An 18,032-nucleotide genomic window follows, 5' to 3' on the forward strand; every position below is an offset into this window, starting at 1 on the left:
GCGGCGTTGCACCCTCCCCACAGAAAAGCCCTTCTCCCCTTGGGGGAGAAGGGTTGGGATGAGGGGTCGTTACCGCCGTAAAGCGGGAAACAGATTTCCAGCCGGCTTCGCCGGCCTGCCACCCTCACCCCAACCCCTCTCCCCTCAAGGGAGAGGGACTTTTGAGGGCTAGATCAGCCACTTACGCGTCGGGCGAGGGGTTGATCCTTCACCCCGCCCCATCGACCGGCGGCACGGCGGCGGGCTCTCCCGGACGGAAGCCGAATCGTCCGATGCCCGGCAGCTTGATGGCGAGGTCCAGCGGGTCGATGCCGACGGTCAGCCCCAGCAGGTTGACCTCCACCCCCTCCTCCGTCGCGACCAGCAGGCCGGCGACGCCGAACAGGCTGACCTGCCAGCCGGTGCCGCTGGGCGCCCGCGCGAAGACGCTGGTGCCCAGATAGTCCTTGCCCAGCGCCGTCGCCGGCAGGTCGAGCCTCAGTTCCGGCACGGCCCGCGCGACCCAGGCGGCAAAGGTGTTGCTGTTCGGGCCGGGCCACAGCCGGTACTCCCCGGCGTAGGGATAGGTTCGCGCGGCCTCCGCAATCTTCGGGATGGCCGCCTCGGCCTCCGCCCCGCGCAACTCCGCCAGCAGCGCCGGCTGGGAGCCGAACCAGCGCCCGTCCGGGTCGCGGTTGCTGACCGCCACCGCCGGCAGGCCCCGGTAGACCCGCCAGCCGACCACCTCGTACACCGTGTAGGCCCGCGCCCCCGCCGGCTTGACCGCGAACCACGGGTGCGTGCCGAAGGCGCCGCGCCAGGACAGGGCGCGCGCCGCGTAGACCTGGACCACCGCTTCCGGCGTCGTGGCCGGCTCCGGCGCCAGCCCGACGGGGCTGCGGTCGGCGCGCGTCCAATCGACGGTCATGGGCACCGCGCCGGACGCCATCACGAAAAACGGCCCCGCCAGCAGCAGGGCCAACACCAGCAAAAACCCCAACAGCACTCTCAACCGCCCCTCTTGTCCCGCTTGCGTCCGGCGTGCCGGTCCCCATTCTTGTTCGTAGGTAAGATCGGAACGATCCGGTCGGCCTACCACCCCCTCGGAGGAACACCTATGTCCGCTGTCCCGCCCGACCTTATCGAGCGCATCACCCGGCAGGCTCCGACCCGCGCCGCGACGGCGGAGGTCGCGCGGGCGCTCGGCTGGACGACGGGGCCGAGCCAGAAGGGCTGGAAGGTCGTGCAGCCCACGGGCTATGTCGGCGGCATGGTGGTGCCGCCCATGGCCGACACGACCGCCGCCGAGGCCTGGTTCGACCCCGACGGGCAGGAGCGCGGGCTGGCCGGCCCCGATGCGGAATTCCCGCCCTACCTGACCAGCCTGGACACCGCCCTCGCCGCCGTACCCGCCCCCCGGCGCGCCGACCTGCTGCGCCACGCGCTCGACCGGCACCGGGACTGGCAGGCCGAGACCGGGCGCGACGACTCCGCGCTGGAGCGCCTGCCCGCCTTCGTCATCGCGGAATGGCTTCAGGAACGGTAGGGCGGACGCGCCGCCCTGCCCGTATTCCTAATGGTAAGGCGGTGAATCGTCCGTATTAGGAATACGAACTCTGCCTTGTTGTTGTGCAGTTCAAGAGTGAACCGCACGGGCAAGGAAGAAGACCTTGAAGACGCCGTCCGTCTGGCTTTCGCTGCTGTTGGCCGTGGCCGGCGGCCTCCGCGCAGGGGGTGGCCTGCTGCGACTATGTGAACCGCGGGCCGCGCCTTCGCCGACGGCAAGGTCTTCATCAACACGCTGGACGCCCAGACCGTCGCCGTGGACGCCAACACCGGCAAGATCGTCTGGCGCGCCTACAACACCGGCCCCGACAAGGACGTGCTGATCGGCGCCGACTACCAGCCCTTCTACGACAAGGAAAAGGGCAAGGACCTGGGCGTCAGCACATGGCCGCCCAACGCGTGGGAGATCGGCGGCGGCACGGTCTGGGGCTGGATCAGCTACGACCCGGAGCTTGACCTGATCTACCACGGCACCGGCAATCCCGGCCCCTGGAACCCGGAGCAGCGGCCGGGCGACAACAAATGGACCGGCGGCATTTTCGCGCGCAACCCGGACACCGGGCAGGCGCGCTGGTTCTACCGGGCGGTGCCGCACGACCTCTACGACTACGACGGCATCAACGAGATCATCCTGGTCGACCTGCCCTGGCAGGGCCAGACCCGCAAGGCGCTGATCCGGCCGGAGCGCAACGGCTACCTCTACGTCATCGACCGCACCAGCGGCGAGGTGCTGGCCGCCGCCCCTATTTCCCGGTCAACAGCACCAAGAGCGTGGACCTGAAGACCGGCCTGATCGAATACAACGAGGAAAAGCACCCCCGCGTCGGCAAGGTGGTGCGCGACATCTGCCCGACGGCCCCCGGCGCCAAGGACTGGAACCCGTCGGCCTTCTCGCCCAAGACCGGCATCGTCTACATCCCGCACACGTGGGTCCCTCCCTCCCCCGCCTATGGCGGTGGAGGGCAATGCGGCGGCAGTCCCCTCTCCCTCGAAGCTCTCGCGCAAACCTTTGGTTTGCGCTGACGCGGCAGGCGGACCTTCGGTCCGCCGAGAGCGGGGGAGGGTTAGGGAGGGGGCAAGTGTCGCCGCACTTCTCCTCCAACTCACCATCCCTACCCCCGCCTCCTCATCCCCCCTCACCGACCTGCGCGTCTGCGCCGATCCCAACAACCTCCCCTTCTCCAACGAGAAGCGCGAAGGCTTCGAAAACAAGATCGTCGAACTTCTCGCCGCCGACCTCGGCGTGCCGGTCACCTACACCTGGTGGCCGCAGCGGCGGGGGCACATCCGCAACACGCTGAAGGCGGGGCTGTGCGACCTCATCCCCGGGGTGCCGAGCGCCCTGCAATCCGTCGCGGCGACCGCTCCCTACTACCGCTCCGGCTATGTGTTCGTGACGCGGAGGGACGGCGGGTCGGCCGTCGCCTCCTTCGACGAACCGCGGCTGCACGACCTGCGCATCGGCGTGCAGATGATCGGCGACGACTTCTCCAACACACCGCCGGCCCACGCGCTGACGCGGCGGGGCATCGTCGGGAACGTCCGAGGCTACATGGTCTACGGCGACTACAGGCGGGAGGACGGCCCCGCGAGCATCCTCGACGCCGTGGCGAAGGACGAGGTGGACGTGGCGATGGTCTGGGGACCGGTCGCCGGCTATTTCGCCCAACGCATGCCGGTTCCGCTGGCCCTGGTCCCCGTGACGCCGCAAACCGACGGGCCGCTGTCCCCCATGGCCTTCGACATCTCCATGGGCCTGCGGCGCGGGGATTCGGAGCTGTTCGACGCCATCTCCGACGCGCTGGACCGCAACCGCGCGGCCATCGACGCCATCCTGGCCGACTACGGCGTGCCCCGCCTGGACCCGCCGCGCAACGCGCCGAAACCCCGTTCTTGATCCGTTTCCGCGATCCCGCTACTCTGGTTCCATCAACTCCCAACCCATGCCTTGATCGCATAGCGTCCATTCGTGCGCACGCACATCGTTGTGCAAAGCCTGCACAACGACCGCACACCGACGATTGCCCGCAATGCGTTGATACAGCACGGAAAAGCGCCATCTTCACCCATTGTGCAGAGCGCGCACGCTGCACAATCCGCCCAACGATGCCCAACGCCCGATATGCCTATACCGCATGTCTATCAACCCCCTCCCCTCTGGGGAGAGGGTGGCCCGGAGGGCCGGTGAGGGGGTTGCGCTTTTGCCGGACGTTCCCCAACGTGCAACCCCCTCACCCTAACCCTCTCCCCGGAGGGGAGAGGGAATGGAAGGGCCATCACCCTGGGGCATTTCTGAGACCAGCCTTGACTCGGCAGGAACGCTGACCCATCTTGTGCAGTGCAGCAAAAACAAGAACCCATCCTTGGGGGAGACGCCTTCTCGACCGTGAGGAGGTCTCTATGAACACGCATCCGACCTTTGCATCCTCGCTTCCCACTCCTTGGCCCACCCCTCGGGAAGAGCGCCAAATCCGGCGCAACGCCGAACGCCTGCGCGGACGGCGGGTCTAAAACACCCCTTCAGTTATCGATTGCAAGCCTCCGCCCGCGCCCCCGCGGCGCGGCGAGGGGGACTTTTTTTCCAGTGCGGAGTTTTTTTCATGACGGAGAGACGAGCGGTCGCCCTGGGCGGCTTCGGCGGGTTCAACCTGCACGGCGCGGGGGTGCTGACGGCGCTGGATCGCCTCGGCACCATGCCCGACCTGTTCACGGTGACCTCCGGCCAAATCGTCGTGCTGGCCGCATGGCTGCGCGGCGAGGACGTTCGCAGCCTGCTCCTGAACCACAAGGGCGCGTCGGGGGGCCTGCTCCAGGCGTGGCAGACGGCCATGTTCGGCCATGCCGGCGTGTTCCGCCCGACCTTCCACGAGCATGCCCGGCGCTGGCTGGACGTGCCGCTGTCGCCGGACGCGATGCTGGAGCGGCTGATGCCGGCCCGCCAATACGCGCCGGTGCGCGATTCCGACCACGCCGCCGACATCGCCCGCACCCTGAACGAGGCCGAGGTGGGCGTCGTCTTCAACACCTACGACTACCGCGCCGGCGAGGGCGTGCTGCACGGCAACCCCGCCGCCCGCCGCCTGATGGCCGGCGAAGTCGGGCTGGAGGACATCACCGCCGACGCGGTGCAGAGCGCCCTGTGGCTCTACCTCTACGGCTTCGAGGAGGCCCCGCGCGGCCTGATCGACGGCGCCTACCACCGCAGCGTCATCCTGGCGGAGTTGCACGGCTTCGACGAGGTCACGGTCGCCGCCCCCTTCCCCGTGTCCTGGATCGGGCCGGTGCCGAAGAACCAGCTTGAGGTGGAGAACTGGAAGATCCGCCAGTGGTTCGCCAACTCCTACAAGGCGGAGGTGGCGCGCCTGCGCCGCGTCATCGACCTGATGGAGCGCGGCACCCTGAACGACCCCGCCTACCGCATCCGCAGCCTGACCGAACTGCCGCTGCGCCGCCACTACGGCTACTTCGACTATTTCACCGAGAAGGAGGAGGTGTTCGAGGACGCGCTGACCCAGGCGCTCGACCACTTCGGCGAGCCGCAGCGCCGCCGCCGGGTCTGCGGCGGCCGGTAGGCTCCTGAAAAACACCGATCGTGGCTCACCCGGACGTTTCGCGTGTTCTTCCGGTCAGACGAGAAGGATGGGAAGGAGCCGTCATGGATGCGTTGGACCCCGTGGCCGAGGCCCGGCGGCAGGCCGGGTTGGAAATTCAGGCGCTGGCCGAGGAATTCGAACAGAGCGACGAGGCCGCCTTCCGCCGCACCCGCATCGTCTGCTGGGTGGTGGTGGCGGTCGTGACGCTGGTCTTGCTGGTGCTGCTGGTGGCCGGCGGCGACTGGCGCTATCTGGCGGCCTTCTGGGTGGTCATCGTCGGCTTCACCTGGGCCGGATACGCCATCTCGACCCACCGCCAGCGCCAGCAGACCGGCCGCCTCCGCGCGCTGGCGACAAAGTGGTTGGCGAGTGGGGTGGCGAGCGGAACGGCGGTTCCGCCGGTGTGAGTGGAGGGTCTGGGAACCGATGCCCCCTCCCCGACCCTCCCCCGCTTCGCGGGAGAGGGAGTGATACGCGGAGCGGCGGCAGTCCCGTCCACCGCGCAGCGGGGGAGGGTTAGGGAGGGGGCAAGCGGTTACGCCGTACGCCGCGACCCGCGGCGTTTGCGGCGGTTCTGGAAGTTGTGGATGCGCTCGATGACGTCGCCCAGCTCCGCCGCCTCCTCGACCTCGCCGAGGTGGAGGAGGACGCGGATGTAGGTGTCGATCAGGCCGAGCACGGCTTCCTCGTCGGTCACGCCGTAGGCGGCGCGGCCGAGCGCGTCGACGATCAGGGTTCCGCTGTCGGCCAGCGCCTCGGCCACCTCGTTGATGGCCTGCTCGAGGGCGGCTTCGTCGCCGTCCGGCGCCTCAAGCACCGGATCGAGGATGTCGGGGAAGGAAAGCCGGTCGGCGGGATAGCCAGCCATGGGCAACTCTCCGGTGGTCTAGAGGCAAGCGGCGCCCGCCCCGGTCGGCCGAGTTGGGCCGGGCCGGGTGTCAGGACGGGTGTCAGGCAGCCTTCTGCGTGGGTGTCTGCTGGGCGAGGCGCAAGGCCCGCTCCTGGGCCGTGACCAGGTCCGGGCAGGTCGCCACGGTCCGGCCGTCCACCATGACGGCCCAACCGCTGCGCAGGCCGGCGGCCTCGTAATACAGGGTGATGCTGCGGGCGGCGCCTTCCAGCGCCGCGCTCCGCGGGATCTTGAACGACCAGGTCGGATGATGCTGTGCCATGATCCTCCTCCTTCGAGGATCGCCCGAAAAAATGGAACGGCCGCCTTACGCGGCCAGCCGTTCGACGTTCTGGACGGTCGCCTCCTCCTCGACGGGGAAGCCCGCCCAGGGAATCAGCTCCCGCCCGTTGTTGGCGAGGCGCTTGGCCTCGATGTGGCCGACCACGGCGGTGCCTTCCTTGGCAATCCGCAGGATGTCGCCGTCCTCCGGGATCAGCGCCCGTTCCACGCCGCAGCCGCGGGCGAGGCGGGCGTGCGCCTCCAGATGCTCCATCGTGCCGTGCACCGGAACGGCGAAGCGCGGACGGACGAGGTCGTACATGCGGACCAGATCGTCCCGCTTCGGGTGGCCGGAAACGTGGACCGGCGCGTCGGCCGGGGTCACGATCGCCACGCCCTTGCCGCGCAGATGGTCCTGGATGTCGGCCAGGATCACCTCGTTGCCGGGGATGGCGCGGGCGGAGAAGATCACCGTGTCGCCCTGCTCCAGCCACAGATCCTGGTGGCAGTCGCGGGCGAGACGGCTCAGTGCCGCGCGCTCCTCGCCCTGGCTGCCGGTGCACAGGAACACGAGGTTCCGGCGCGGCGTCCAGGACGCCTCCATGATGCTGATGAACTCCGGCGCGTTCTCCAGATAGCCGCTGGCGCGCGCCGCCTTTTCCATGCGCAGCATGGAGCGGCCGACCAGCACGACCTTGCGGTCGTTGGCGGCGGCGGCCTCGGCGACGGCCTGCATGCGCGCCACGTTGGACGCGAAGCCGGTCACCGCGATGGCCCCCTTGCGGCCCCGGAAGGCCTCCATCAGGCCGGCGCGGGCGTCCGCTTCCGACCCCGTGGAGCCGTCGACATTGGCGTTGGTGCTGTCGCACATCATCGCCAGCAGGCCTTCGTCGCCCAGCCGCTTCAGCGCCGCGATGTCCATCGTCGGGCCGACCAGCGGGTTCGGGTCGAACTTCCAGTCGCCGGTGTGCAGCACCGTGCCGGCCTTGGTCCGGATCGCCAGCGACACCGGCTCGGGGATCGAGTGGGTCACGGTGATGGACTCAACGCCGAACGGGCCGACGTTGAAGGCGGCACCCGGCTCGAACACGCGGATGCGGACGTGGCGCAGCGCCCCCGTCTCCTTCAGCCGGTCGCGGATGACGTGCGCGGCGAAAGGGGTGGCGTAGATCGGGCATTCCAAGCGCGGCCACAGGTGGTGGATCGCACCGATGTGGTCCTCGTGGGCGTGGGTGACGACGAGGCCCACCACGTCGTCCATCCGCTCCTCGATGAAGGTCGGATCGGCCATCAGGCTGTCGATGCCCGGCGCCTCGTCGCCCATGAAGGCAACGCCGGCGTCCACGATCAGCCACTTCCCGGCGTGGCCGTACAGCGCCATGTTCATGCCGATGCGCGAGCAGCCGCCCAGCGGGAGGAACAGGATTTCGTCGTTTCCGGGAACCGGCCCAGACGGGGGCCGGGTTGTCTTCTTGATCTTGTCGGCGCCGCCATGGTCGTGCGGGCGGCGGTGGTTCTGCGGGCGGACTCCGCCCTTCGGCGCCGCGCGGCGGCGCTTGTTGTCAAACGTCATTCTACCTTCAGCTTCGTTACACTCTCTGCCGACATTCGACGCTGCCGGGCGGGCGTGCATCGCAAGGGCGATGCGAATTCGGGGACCTCCCCGGTCTTGCCGGCGGCGCCAGGACACTGGGGAGGTGTCGAGGCAGCCGGCCGATCCGGGCCGGGGAGGAGGGGATTCGAGCCAATAAAGCAGGCGACGGCTTTGGTCAATCGCCGAATAACGGCCCGGAAGCGGGGTCGCCGTAAAAACTACCGTAAACCAGCAAGTCCGTAACGGCGACGAACCCTATATGTTCCTCTTCGCGGCTGATTCAAGGGAGCGACCCGTTCGCCGGTCCGACGATTGTCACGCGGAGCAGGACCCGCCGCCGAGAACGCAGAATTTGGCGCAATGCCTGTGGTTCAGCTTCACCGCTCCGCGGTTGAACTGGCCTCCGTCGGCGCGCGCCGCTTCCGCCAGGCTGTGCCCCATCTCAAAGCGCGGATCGTAGGGCAGCAGCGTGCAGGGCAGCACCACGGCGCGCGGCTCCCCCCGGCGCTTCACCACCATGCGGCTGCTGGCGCACATCATCGCCTCGGGCTTCAGGCCCAGGATGCCCCAGCAGGCCGTGGTGATCTCCGGCACCTCGGCGACCTCGTCCATCTCGGGGAACAGCACCAGCCTATGTGGGTCGTGCGCATCCAGGTCCAAGCCCCGTTCGGCGAACAGGCGGGCGTAGGCGGCGCGCAGATCCCCCTCCGCTCCGCCCCAGCGGGTGCGCCCGGCGACGGCGACGGCGAAGCCCTTGCGGACCAGCCACTCCAGCCCGGCAAGCGCCTCGGCGAAGCTGCCGGCGCCGCGCTCCGCGTCGTGCAGGGCGGCCGTGGGATGGTCCAGGCTGACCCGCAGTCGCAGCGCCGCCCCGTACCGGCCGCGTAAAGCCAGCAGCGCGTCGCGGATCTGGGGGCGTCGCATCGGGCGCATGGCGTTGGTCAGGATCAGCACCTCGAACCCGCGGGCGAGGCACAACTCCGCCAGTTCCGCCATGCGCGGGTTCAGGAAGGGCTCGCCGCCCGTGAAGCCGATCTCGCGCGTCGGCAGGCCGTCCGCCGCGATCTCGTCCAGAAAGGGGATCACGTCGGCGGGGTCGAGATAGGCCAGCCGGTCGTTGCGGGGGCTGGAGTCGATGTAGCAGTGGCCGCAGGTGATGTTGCACAGGCTGCCCGTGTTGAACCACAGCGTCCGCAGCCCGGACAGCGGCACGCTCGCCCGGCGCTCGCCCTTGGCGGTCCAGTCGGGGTCGGCGAACTTGGCGACGGTCGGCGTCATGCGGTGCGTGTCCCCATCGGCGTCGGTTCAATGACGGTAGGGTGGCCCGCGCCGAGCACCATTCACAAATCCGTGTGGTCACGCCGCCCCATTCACGGAACCCGGACTTGGCACGGTGGTTTGCATCGGGAGAGGCAACGGAGAATCCCCCGCATGCAAACCCACACGCAAGGCCCCGTGCAGACCCTGAAAGTGACCGGCATGACCTGCGGGAGCTGCGCCCAAGCCGTGACCAAGGCAGTCGAAGCGCTTCCCGCCGTGGAGCGGGCCCTGGTGGACCTGGACACCGGCGAAGTCACGGTCGAGGGCAACGCCGACCAGAGCACCGTGAAACGCGCCATCGAGGAGGCCGGCTATCACGTCACCGAAACCGCCTGACGAAGGAGAGAGACCATGAACGCGCGCGCGATGATCGCCGCCCATCCGGAGGTGAAGGGCAACGTCAACGACGCCCTGATCCGCTGCATCGAGGAGTGCTACGCCTGCGCCCAGGTCTGCCTGTCCTGCGCCGACGCCTGTCTGGCGGAGGACATGGTCCAGCAGCTCCGCCAGTGCATCCGGCTCGACCTCGACTGCGCGGACGTCTGTCTTGCGACGGGGGCGGTGGCGTCGCGCCGGACCGGTTCCAACGAGGAGGTGATCCGCCGCATGCTCCAGGCCTGCGAGGCGGCCTGCCGCCTGTGCGCCGAGGAATGCGAGCGCCACGCCGGCCATCACGAGCATTGCCGGATCTGCGCGGAGTCCTGCCGCCGCTGCGAGAAATCCTGCCGCGAGGCCAGCGCCACCGTGACGCCGTAGCCGCTTTTTCCGCGACCCTTCGCCCTCGCCCCTGTTGTCTGCGCGTGCCCGGCCAACGGGCTTCCATGACCCGGGGACCGGACGACGGCCACCGGGGCCATGGGCAATGTCGGCAACAGGGGAGAATCCCATGTCAGACTACGACACTCGGTGGAGGAACGAACAGGGTTATGGCCAGGGTTACGGCCAGGGCTACGGCCGCGACGATCGCGATCAGCAGTGGGGACGCGACCGCTGGCGCAACGAAGGCCGCGATTCGCGCGGCGGCGAGTTCCAGCGCTACGGCCGCGAGGACTTCGGCCATTCCGGCCGCGGCAGCATGTCGGGCAGCGGTATGATGGGGAGCGAGCGCGGTCGCCAGCCCGGTTTCGGCTACGAGGGTTACGGCCGCGAGGGCTACGACTACGGCCGCGAATACTGGCGCCAGCCGGAGGGTCGCGAGGGCTACGGACAGTCCGGCGGAAGCCAGTACGGATCCGGCCAGTATGGATCCGGTCAGTATGGCGGCCAGTTCGGGGGCGGGCGCGAGCGCGGCTCCTTCGGCCAGGGCTATGGCTCGCAGGACTGGGGATCCCAAAATTACGGGTCCCGCAATTATGAGTCGCGCGGCGACTACGGCCAGGATTTCGGGACGGGCAGCTACGGCGGCTTCGGCCGGTCCGACTACGGCAGCCGGGATTACGGAAGCCGTGGCTATGGCAGCCGGGATTACGGCGGTTATCGCGGCCGTGGCGAGGATCGCGGCTTTTTCGAACGGGCCGGGGACGAGATGGCCTCCTGGTTCGGCGACGACGACGCGTCGCGCCGCCGCCAGATGGACGCCGCCCGCGGCGACCAGGGCGCGCAGCACCACCGGGGACGCGGCCCGCGCGGCTACACCCGCTCCGACGAGCGGATCCGCGAGGACGTCAGCGACCGGCTGACCGACGACCCCTACGTCGACGCGTCGGAAATCGACATCACGGTCAGCAACTGCGAAGTCACGCTGTCCGGCACGGTCGATGACCGCCGCACCAAACGCCGGGCGGAAGACGTCGCGGAATCGATCTCCGGCGTCCGCCATGTGCAGAACAACCTGCGCGTCCGCCAGCAGAGCTACGGCGGCACGGGCACCACCGCCGGAGCGTCGGCCATGGCCGGGCTCGGCACCGGCGGCACGGGCATCATGGGCAGCGGAAACACGGGTTCCTCCGGCATGAGCGGGACAGCCGGCACCACGACCGCCAGCACCACCCGCACGGGAACCACCACGCGCTGACCCTGGAGCGCCGAGTTCGGACGACGCCTTTTCCCCCAGCCGGGGAATGGCGTCGTTCCCCGTCAGCGGCCGTTCACCACCTTCGGCAGGGTGCCGCTGCCGACATTCCCGCCGGAATTCCCGATGCCGGGCATCCGGGTGTGGGCCAGATAGGCGGCCTCCGTCCGGTTGGTCGCGCCCAGCTTTTTCAGCACGTTGCGGACATGGGCCTTGGCCGTGTTCTCGCACATGCCCAGCTGGTAGGCGATGATCTTGTTCGACTTGCCTTCGCGCAGACAGTTCAGCACCGCCATTTCCCGCGGGGTCAGGCCGCCGATGTTGTCAGACGCACCGCCGCCCGCCGGCGCGGGCGCGCGCGGCGCGCACGGGTTGGTGAGCTTGTGCAGCGAGGTCGCCGGAATGAAGGTCCCGCCGGCGACCACGAGGCGGATCGCCTCCAGCGCGACGCTCAGGCCCAGGCTCGCCACGATGTAGCCGCGGATGCCCAGACGCAGGCATTCCAGGATCATGTCGATGTCGTCGCGATCGGAAATCATGATCAGCGGCGCCGGGTGGAAGGCGGCCATGGCCGTTTGGATCGCGGCGGCCAACTCCGCCGTCATCTCCGGTTCCGACCCGATGTTGTACAGCACGGCGTCCACCCCGGAGACGCGCTCGGCCAGCGCCCCGGCCGCCGCAAGCGACGGAACGGGATGAACGGTGATGGCGCCGTCGATGGTCCTGAGGCTCAGCGAGAAGCAATCACGCGTCAGCGTGTTCGCGTCGGCGAACACCAGGGTGAGTGCGGGATGGGCTGGCCCGTTGTTCGTCATCCTTGCTCCCTCCGTTTGGCAACCCCGCGCCGTTCACGGCGGTTTCCGTGGTCGACCCGCCCTTCCGGCGGCATGCTCCCCCCAGCCCGGCCATGGCGGCCGGCCCGGATGCATGCGGCCGGATGAGGCGGAAGAGATCATCCCCGCCGTTTGTTCAGGTTTTTCTTGTCGGCATGGCCGGCGTCCTGCGCCACGTCTCTCGTTTCGCAACCTTTCCGGTTGCCATTATTGTGCGCACGCGCTGCCTTATTGATGAACAGGATACGCAACAATGGACAGGCCGTAAATGCGCACTTCGATGAGGGGGAGGGCGTAGTGGTATGGCGTCCGCTTCCGCTCAAGGTAGCGCGGTCACGCCCTCCCCAACTCGGATCCCCTCCTTTGTGATGAGGCCGCTTCCGTCATAGGGACCGTCATAGGCGTTGCGGCTGGAGGAATCCCGCGTCCGGGGCCGGCGCGGCGACCCGGCGGCTGCGCTGCGCAACGTCGAGAAGGCCGTGGAAGCAGGACTGCGGCGACAGCGCCCCATCGGCGACCGCGCGCGTCGCCTGTTCCATCGCCCGCCGCCGGTCCGGCGACTCGAGGATGTCGGCGACGATCTCCCCCATCCGCTCCGGCGAGTCCGTGATCTCTACGGCGCCGTTCAGCACATCCTCCAGCCCGCGCGTGGCGTGGGTGGTGGTGACGATGGCGCGCCCCTGCCCGATGGCCTCGACCAGCTTCACCTTCAGGCCGGTGCCGGCGAAGATCGGCACGACGCTGACCTCCGCCGCGTCGTATTCGGCGTCGAGGTCGGGCACGATCCCGCGCAGCACCACCCCGTCCGGCACCTCGGCGAAGGCCCCGCACACCTGCCCGCAGACGTGCAGGGTCGCGTTCGGCACCCGCCGCCGCACGGCCGGCCAGCCATGCTCCAGGAAGGCGCTCAGCCCTTGCTGGTTGAGCGGGTTCTTGGTGCCGACGAACAGGCAGCGGCCGGGCTGCTGCGGGTGAGCGGGTGCCGGGCGCGGCATGGCCGGCATGGGGGCCAGGATGATGTCGGCGTTGGGCAGGCGGGCGCGGAGGATCGCCTGCTCCTCCGGCTGGATCGCCAGGATGTGGTCGGCCTTGTTCAGCAGGGCCACCTCCTCCTCGATGCTGTAGGACTGCGCGTCGGGCTCCATGCCGCTGGCCCGCAGCAGCTCGGCCCGCGCCGAGAGCAGGTCGTGCATGACCACGACCTTCCGCGCATCCGCCGCCTCGGGAAGGTCGAACAGCGGCGTCATGTAGGCGTAATTGGCGATGATCACGTCGGGCCGGTGCCGGCGGATCATGCGCCGGGCGACGGCCAGTTCCCGCTCGTCGATCAGGCGCGTGTCCCAGGGCGGCGCCTTGCGCCAGGCCGGTGCGCCGGGCTTCAGCCGCTGGCGGACGCGGTCGGCCGCCATCAGCCCGATGGTTCCGAAGGCGCGCGCGTAGCTCCCCAGCGAATTCCACCGCACCAGCATGTCGCCGATCTGCCGGTGGCCGGTCACCTGGAAGGAGGCGAAGCGCCGCGGGTCGTGCATGATCCGCATCCACGGCTTGCGCCCGGCGCGGCAGCCTTCGGTCGACACCATCCGGACGACGCAGCCGGCGTCGATCAGCGCGGACAGAATCGCCAGAAAATAGGTGCTGCTTCCGGCCCGCTCGGAAACGACGGCGCCCCGTGACAGCACGAGAATGTTCGGCGCATCGGCTGGAAAGACTCTCCGCATGTTCCGCGCTCGCTCAATAATTCAGCCCGACGTATGTCTGAGGAACACCGTAACGGGCCTCCCACCGCCAGAAAAAGCGGGCATGTGTCTACCGCCGTATCCTTTGATGAGGGTAACGCGGACGAAGCGCCTTCCTCGAAATGCCAGTTGGGTCGGCCATTTCCGAGTGCATAGGGAGAGTCCAGCCGACCTTAAGGGGTAGAATACCGATTTTGATCTTGCGAGCGGACCCACCCCACCCGCTCTTTATGGGGAGCGGCACGCAAGGCCGCCCTCCATAAAAAGAGCGGGCGGGGCGGGCGCCCGTCGCCCCCCGCCGGATTTCCAAGCCGCACCCTTTGTCTTGGCAGGCCCATGAACGACTTGGTCAAGAACACCGGCATCTATATGGCCGTTCGGGCGAGCGTGGCCGTGATCGGCGTCGCCACGACGATCATCTTCTCGCGGATCATCCCGCCGGCGATCTACGGCGACTTCGCGGTGGTCGTCAGCTCGGCGATGATCATCGAGGCCATCTGCTTCACATGGCTCGGCTCGTCCGTGTTGCGCCTGCTGCCGTCGGAGTCCGGGGAGGCGCGCGCCTTCCTGGGCAGCGTCGTCGCGCTCTACCTGGGCGCCTGCGCCGTGATCGCGGCCGGAGTCGGCGTGTTCGCGCTCGTGAACCCGGAGTACACCTCGGGCTTCCTGATCTACGCCGCGTTGCTGGCGATGGTGCAGGGCTGGCTGGGCGTGACGCTCCAGTATCTCACCTCGCGGGTGATGACGCGGCCCTTCATGATCACGCTGGTTGCCCGCGTGGGCTGCATGTTCCTCTGCGGCGTCGTGCTGGGCTACCTGTACCCGAGCGTCCTCGGGCTGATCGGCGCGTCCATCGCGTCGTGCGTCGTGGCGCTGGCCTTGTCCCAGCGCTTCGTCGCCGCGCTGCGGGTGGCGCCGACCCTGTGCGTGCGCAACGTCCGCCTGATCGCCGTCTACGGCATCCCGGTCGCCAGCACCCTGGGGTTGCTCTGGGTCGTCGAGGCGTCCGACCGGCTGCTGCTCTACCACCTGATGGGGCCGGAGATCGCGGGCAAATACGCGCTCGTCTACGACCTCGCGTCCCGGCCCTTCACGCTGGCCCTGTCGGCCATGTCCTCGGCCGCGCTGCCGATGGCTGTGCGCACCTTCGAGCGGGGCGGCGGCGACGCGGCCCGGCCGTTGCTGAGCCACGCGGCGACCATCCTGCTGGCGCTGGGCGTGCCGATCCTGATCGGCGAGACGGTGCTGGCCGCCGACGTGTCCCACCTCGTGCTGGGCGAGCATTACGCCGCGCTGTCGACGGAGATCATGCCGCTGGTCGGTCTGGCGACGATGATTGGCGGGTTCCGGCTCTACTACCTCGACTACAACTTCCACCTGTCGAAGCGCACGCTGGTGCTGGCGGCGGAGTGGACCATCGCCGCCGTGCTCAACGTCGGGCTCAACCTGCTGCTGATCCCGCGCTTCGGGGCGGTGGGGGCGGCCTACGCGACGGTGATCGCCTACGCCATCCTGTACCTGACCTTCCTCGTCGCCCGCGATCGCAGCATTCCGACACCGCTGCCGGCCGCCGGCATCGCGAAGATCGTGCTGGCCGGCGTGGCGATGGCCGCGGTCCTGAAGCTGGAGTTCCCGCTGCCGCCGGCGGCCAACCTCGTCTGCGTCGGCCTGCTGGGCGGCATCGCCTACCTCGCCGTCCTCTATGTCTGCGACCTCGCGGGCATGAGGGCCTGGATCAACGCTCGTCTGGCCGCGCGTTTCCGCGTCGCCGGCCAAGAAAGCCCGTAAGGAGGGGCATCAGGTGCGGTGAAAAACCTCAAGCGCATCCTCCTCGTCGGCGTCGCCGGCGCCTGCCTGGCGGTGTTCGTCGCGGCCGGCCGGGCGACGCCGCCCCCGAAGCTGGCGGAACCCGCGTCGGTGCCGGCGGCCTCCTGGCCGCTGGTGCTGAACGAGGACTTCACGGACTTCGACGTCGCCCGCTCCCGCTGGAACACCAGGTTCCTGTGGGGCGGCCGCTTCATTCCCGGCAACAAGGAGCTTCAGCTCTACGTCGAATCCTCCTTCGCCGGCTATCCGGACCACGCCTTCAAGGGCAAGGAGCCGCTGGGGATCGACCCCTTCCGGACCGCCGACGGCCATCTGGTCATCACCGCGGACCGCGCGCCGCCGTCCGTGGCGGAGCGATTGGGCGGGCAGCGCTATACCTCCGGGCTGTTGAACACGGAGCCGTTCTTCTCGCAAGTTTACGGATATTTCGAGACGAGGGCCAAGATGCCGCGGGGCCGCGGCTTGTGGCCGGCCTTCTGGCTGTTGCCGGTCACCGGAAAGTGGCCGCCCGAGGTCGACGTGTTCGAGGTGCTGGGGCACGACACACGGTCGCTGCACGTCAGCTATCACACCAAGGCGTCGGGCCGGGAGGAATCGAGCACGGAGACGGTCAAGGTTCCGGACCTGTCGGCGGACTTCCACGTCTATGGGCTTCTCTGGGAACGGGAGAAGCTGACGTGGTTCTTCGACGGGCGCCCCGTGCGCCAGGTCCCCACGCCCGCCGACATGCACCAGCCCATGTATCTGGTGCTGAACCTTGCGGTCGGGGGGAAATGGCCGGGCAATCCGGATGCCTCGACATCATTCCCGGCGGAACTCGTCGTCGACTATGTAAGGGCCTACGCCCTGCCGGAACATCGATAAACCGACAGCATACTGTCTCAGGAGTTTGGTCATGGCGATGTCTCTTCTTTTGTGGCATTGGGGCCGGACGGGGGGAGGACCGAAGTTCACCCTGGAACTCGCGCGCGCCCTGAAGGACCGCGGCAACTTCAACCTGCATCTGTCCCTGCCCAAACAGTCGGAATTGTTCGAGGCGAGCCAGGAACTCGGGCTGCCGGGGTTCCACATCGACGTGCTGCAGGGCCAGCGGGGGTCGCTGAAGGGGATCCTGGACGCGGCCCTGGCCGTCCCGCGCGTCATGGCGCTGGGCGGCTCCTTCGGCCGCTACCTGGAGGAGAACAAGATCGACATCGTGCTGAGCACGATGGGGACCATCTGGCACCCCACGATGCTGCGCCCCATCCGCCGCTCCGGCGCCTCCTTCGTGCACATCGTCCACGACGCGGTGGCCCACCCCGGCGACTATTACCCGTTCCGCGAGAAGATGGCGGTGCGGGAACTCATGGCCGCCGACGGCCTGATCGCCCTGTCCGAGCATGTCCGCCAACAGGTGCACAGCGTGCGCGGCTATCCGCTGGAACGCATCTGGCTGGCCCGACATGGCGTCTTCGAGTACGGCACGCAGACGCGCGGCCCGCGCCCCTACCCGGCCAACGGCCCCTTCCGGCTGCTCTTCTTCGGGCGCATCGTGGAGTACAAGGGGCTGTCGCTGCTGCTGGACGCCTATGAGCTTGTGAAGGCGCGGCATCCCCGGGTCGAGCTGCACGTCTACGGGTCGGGCAACATGCAACCCTACAAGGAGAAGCTCGCCCGCCTGCCCGACGTCCACGTCGACAACGGCTGGATTCCGGAGGACAAGATCGGCGACATCCTGGACAACGTCGATTGTCTGGTCCTGCCCTATCTGGAGGCCAGCCAGTCCGGCGTCGTCACCGTGGCCTACGGCGCTGCCAAGCCGGTGGTCGCCACGCCGGTCGGCGGCCTGTGCGAACAGGTCCGCGCGGACGAGACCGGCGTCCTGGCGTCGGCCGTGTCGGTCGAGGCGCTGGCCGCGGCGCTGGAGCGCCTGATCACCGACAAGAACCTCTACGAGCACTGCTCGCGCGGCGCCCGCGCCTTCGCGGACCGCGAGCTGAGCTGGGACGCGATCGCCGGCGATGTCGAGAAGTGCCTGTACGAGGTGAAGAACCTTCCCGCCACCCCCGCGCTTGAACCGGCGGAGGCCGCGTAGCACCGGCCACCACACACCAAGCAACTCTCTCCAACGAAAAGGCGCCCACGGCCACCGTGGGCGCCTTTGTCGTGTCCGGCCGGAGCGCGTGCGGGAGGGGTAAAGTCCCCTCGCCCGCCTCCGGCGGGAGAGGGAGGGGCCCATGCGAAGCATGGGAGGGTCAGGGCAAGGTTTTGCGGAGAATCCAGGTGAAGCGCAGGAAGGATTCTCGGGCGGACCTTGCCCTCACCCTCCCGCGCCTTCGGCGCGGGCCCCTCCCTCTCCCATCGGGGATGGGAGAGGGGACTTTTACGTCTATGTCCCCACAACGACGAAGCCGGAGAACGCT

General features: G+C 68.8%; 19 protein-coding genes. 12 read left to right on the forward strand and 7 right to left on the reverse strand.

The annotated features are described in order from the left end of the window. Positions 1-208 precede the first annotated feature (208 nt). A complete protein-coding gene (locus tag ACSVC7_RS11955; RefSeq protein WP_448204682.1) occupies positions 209-985 on the reverse strand; it encodes a DUF3750 domain-containing protein in 777 nt (258 codons plus the stop codon). Positions 986-1,096: 111 nt separating this feature from the next. On the opposite strand from ACSVC7_RS11955, the gene ACSVC7_RS11960 reads away from it, so the two are divergent. From ACSVC7_RS11960 to ACSVC7_RS11985, 6 genes are all read left to right on the forward strand, one after another. Beyond that, the gene (locus tag ACSVC7_RS11960) at positions 1,097-1,525 is read left to right on the forward strand and encodes a hypothetical protein (RefSeq protein WP_448204545.1); all 429 of its coding nucleotides are present in this window, start codon (positions 1,097-1,099) and stop codon (positions 1,523-1,525) included. 276 nt (positions 1,526-1,801) lie between these two features. After that, on the forward strand, positions 1,802-2,326 hold the full coding sequence (locus ACSVC7_RS11965) for a PQQ-binding-like beta-propeller repeat protein (RefSeq protein WP_448204544.1): 525 nt from the start codon (positions 1,802-1,804) through the stop codon (positions 2,324-2,326). Further along, the gene (locus ACSVC7_RS11970; protein ID WP_448204543.1) at positions 2,317-2,568 is read left to right on the forward strand and encodes a hypothetical protein; all 252 of its coding nucleotides are present in this window, start codon (positions 2,317-2,319) and stop codon (positions 2,566-2,568) included. Before ACSVC7_RS11965 ends, ACSVC7_RS11970 begins: the two co-directional genes overlap by 10 nt. Continuing rightward, a complete protein-coding gene (locus ACSVC7_RS11975; RefSeq protein ID WP_448204542.1) occupies positions 2,495-3,442 on the forward strand; it encodes a substrate-binding domain-containing protein in 948 nt (315 codons plus the stop codon). Before ACSVC7_RS11970 ends, ACSVC7_RS11975 begins: the two co-directional genes overlap by 74 nt. Before the next feature lie 703 nt (positions 3,443-4,145). Further along, positions 4,146-5,117: a hypothetical protein gene (locus ACSVC7_RS11980; protein ID WP_448204541.1), complete on the forward strand. Its 972-nt coding sequence runs from the start codon at positions 4,146-4,148 to the stop codon at positions 5,115-5,117. An 83-nt stretch (positions 5,118-5,200) separates the two neighbouring features. Further along, positions 5,201-5,545 (forward strand): hypothetical protein, encoded by a 345-nt coding sequence (locus ACSVC7_RS11985; RefSeq protein ID WP_448204540.1) that lies wholly within the window; start codon positions 5,201-5,203, stop codon positions 5,543-5,545. 128 nt (positions 5,546-5,673) lie between these two features. On the opposite strand, the gene ACSVC7_RS11990 is transcribed toward ACSVC7_RS11985, so the two are convergent. The 4 genes from ACSVC7_RS11990 to ACSVC7_RS12005 form a co-directional block, all read right to left on the reverse strand. Then, a complete protein-coding gene (locus ACSVC7_RS11990; protein WP_448204539.1) occupies positions 5,674-6,006 on the reverse strand; it encodes a hypothetical protein in 333 nt (110 codons plus the stop codon). A gap of 82 nt (positions 6,007-6,088) precedes the next feature. Beyond that, positions 6,089-6,310 carry a hypothetical protein gene (locus ACSVC7_RS11995; RefSeq protein WP_448204538.1) on the reverse strand — a complete coding sequence of 74 codons (222 nt, stop codon included), beginning with the start codon at positions 6,308-6,310 and terminating at the stop codon, positions 6,089-6,091. A gap of 45 nt (positions 6,311-6,355) precedes the next feature. Next, the gene (locus tag ACSVC7_RS12000; protein ID WP_448204537.1) at positions 6,356-7,882 is read right to left on the reverse strand and encodes a ribonuclease J; all 1,527 of its coding nucleotides are present in this window, start codon (positions 7,880-7,882) and stop codon (positions 6,356-6,358) included. Between the two features lie 336 nt (positions 7,883-8,218). After that, the gene (locus ACSVC7_RS12005; protein WP_448204536.1) at positions 8,219-9,181 is read right to left on the reverse strand and encodes a radical SAM protein; all 963 of its coding nucleotides are present in this window, start codon (positions 9,179-9,181) and stop codon (positions 8,219-8,221) included. A gap of 153 nt (positions 9,182-9,334) precedes the next feature. Between ACSVC7_RS12005 and ACSVC7_RS12010 the strand changes: the two genes are divergently transcribed. The 3 genes from ACSVC7_RS12010 (at position 9,335) to ACSVC7_RS12020 (ending at position 11,237) form a co-directional block, all read left to right on the forward strand. After that, a complete protein-coding gene (locus ACSVC7_RS12010; RefSeq protein WP_448204535.1) occupies positions 9,335-9,559 on the forward strand; it encodes a heavy-metal-associated domain-containing protein in 225 nt (74 codons plus the stop codon). A 15-nt stretch (positions 9,560-9,574) separates the two neighbouring features. Next, on the forward strand, positions 9,575-9,979 hold the full coding sequence (locus tag ACSVC7_RS12015; RefSeq protein WP_448204534.1) for a four-helix bundle copper-binding protein: 405 nt from the start codon (positions 9,575-9,577) through the stop codon (positions 9,977-9,979). Between the two features lie 130 nt (positions 9,980-10,109). Continuing rightward, entirely contained in the window at positions 10,110-11,237 is a 1,128-nt protein-coding gene (locus ACSVC7_RS12020) for a BON domain-containing protein (protein ID WP_448204533.1), read from the forward strand. A gap of 62 nt (positions 11,238-11,299) precedes the next feature. Here the strand turns inward: ACSVC7_RS12020 and ACSVC7_RS12025 are convergent, their stop codons facing one another. Then, complete coding sequence (locus ACSVC7_RS12025; RefSeq protein ID WP_448204532.1) at positions 11,300-12,049, reverse strand: response regulator transcription factor; 750 nt, start codon at positions 12,047-12,049, stop codon at positions 11,300-11,302. A 413-nt stretch (positions 12,050-12,462) separates the two neighbouring features. After that, the gene (locus tag ACSVC7_RS12030; protein ID WP_448204531.1) at positions 12,463-13,785 is read right to left on the reverse strand and encodes a glycosyltransferase; all 1,323 of its coding nucleotides are present in this window, start codon (positions 13,783-13,785) and stop codon (positions 12,463-12,465) included. A 354-nt stretch (positions 13,786-14,139) separates the two neighbouring features. Between ACSVC7_RS12030 and ACSVC7_RS12035 the strand changes: the two genes are divergently transcribed. From ACSVC7_RS12035 to ACSVC7_RS12045, 3 genes are read left to right on the forward strand one after another with little or no spacing between them, the layout of a single operon-like run. Then, on the forward strand, positions 14,140-15,591 hold the full coding sequence (locus ACSVC7_RS12035) for an oligosaccharide flippase family protein (RefSeq protein WP_448204530.1): 1,452 nt from the start codon (positions 14,140-14,142) through the stop codon (positions 15,589-15,591). 18 nt (positions 15,592-15,609) lie between these two features. Beyond that, a complete protein-coding gene (locus ACSVC7_RS12040; protein ID WP_448204529.1) occupies positions 15,610-16,494 on the forward strand; it encodes a glycoside hydrolase family 16 protein in 885 nt (294 codons plus the stop codon). A 31-nt stretch (positions 16,495-16,525) separates the two neighbouring features. Next, positions 16,526-17,704 (forward strand): glycosyltransferase family 4 protein, encoded by a 1,179-nt coding sequence (locus tag ACSVC7_RS12045; RefSeq protein ID WP_448204528.1) that lies wholly within the window; start codon positions 16,526-16,528, stop codon positions 17,702-17,704. Positions 17,705-18,032 lie beyond the last annotated feature (328 nt).

Source organism: Azospirillum mesophilum, from assembly GCF_053470405.2.

Coding starts and splice junctions, on each gene's coding strand:
- ACSVC7_RS11990 (WP_448204539.1), bottom strand. CDS start 6,006: ATGGCTGGCTATCCCGCCGACCGGCTTTCCTTCCCCGACATCCTCGAT.
- ACSVC7_RS11995 (WP_448204538.1), bottom strand. CDS start 6,310: ATGGCACAGCATCATCCGACCTGGTCGTTCAAGATCCCGCGGAGCGCG.
- ACSVC7_RS11980 (WP_448204541.1), top strand. CDS start 4,146: ATGACGGAGAGACGAGCGGTCGCCCTGGGCGGCTTCGGCGGGTTCAAC.
- ACSVC7_RS12030 (WP_448204531.1), bottom strand. CDS start 13,785: ATGCGGAGAGTCTTTCCAGCCGATGCGCCGAACATTCTCGTGCTGTCA.
- ACSVC7_RS12045 (WP_448204528.1), top strand. CDS start 16,526: ATGGCGATGTCTCTTCTTTTGTGGCATTGGGGCCGGACGGGGGGAGGA.
- ACSVC7_RS12025 (WP_448204532.1), bottom strand. CDS start 12,049: ATGACGAACAACGGGCCAGCCCATCCCGCACTCACCCTGGTGTTCGCC.
- ACSVC7_RS12010 (WP_448204535.1), top strand. CDS start 9,335: ATGCAAACCCACACGCAAGGCCCCGTGCAGACCCTGAAAGTGACCGGC.
- ACSVC7_RS12000 (WP_448204537.1), bottom strand. CDS start 7,882: ATGACGTTTGACAACAAGCGCCGCCGCGCGGCGCCGAAGGGCGGAGTC.
- ACSVC7_RS12035 (WP_448204530.1), top strand. CDS start 14,140: ATGAACGACTTGGTCAAGAACACCGGCATCTATATGGCCGTTCGGGCG.
- ACSVC7_RS11975 (WP_448204542.1), top strand. CDS start 2,495: ATGGCGGTGGAGGGCAATGCGGCGGCAGTCCCCTCTCCCTCGAAGCTC.
- ACSVC7_RS12015 (WP_448204534.1), top strand. CDS start 9,575: ATGAACGCGCGCGCGATGATCGCCGCCCATCCGGAGGTGAAGGGCAAC.
- ACSVC7_RS12005 (WP_448204536.1), bottom strand. CDS start 9,181: ATGACGCCGACCGTCGCCAAGTTCGCCGACCCCGACTGGACCGCCAAG.
- ACSVC7_RS12020 (WP_448204533.1), top strand. CDS start 10,110: ATGTCAGACTACGACACTCGGTGGAGGAACGAACAGGGTTATGGCCAG.
- ACSVC7_RS11960 (WP_448204545.1), top strand. CDS start 1,097: ATGTCCGCTGTCCCGCCCGACCTTATCGAGCGCATCACCCGGCAGGCT.
- ACSVC7_RS11985 (WP_448204540.1), top strand. CDS start 5,201: ATGGATGCGTTGGACCCCGTGGCCGAGGCCCGGCGGCAGGCCGGGTTG.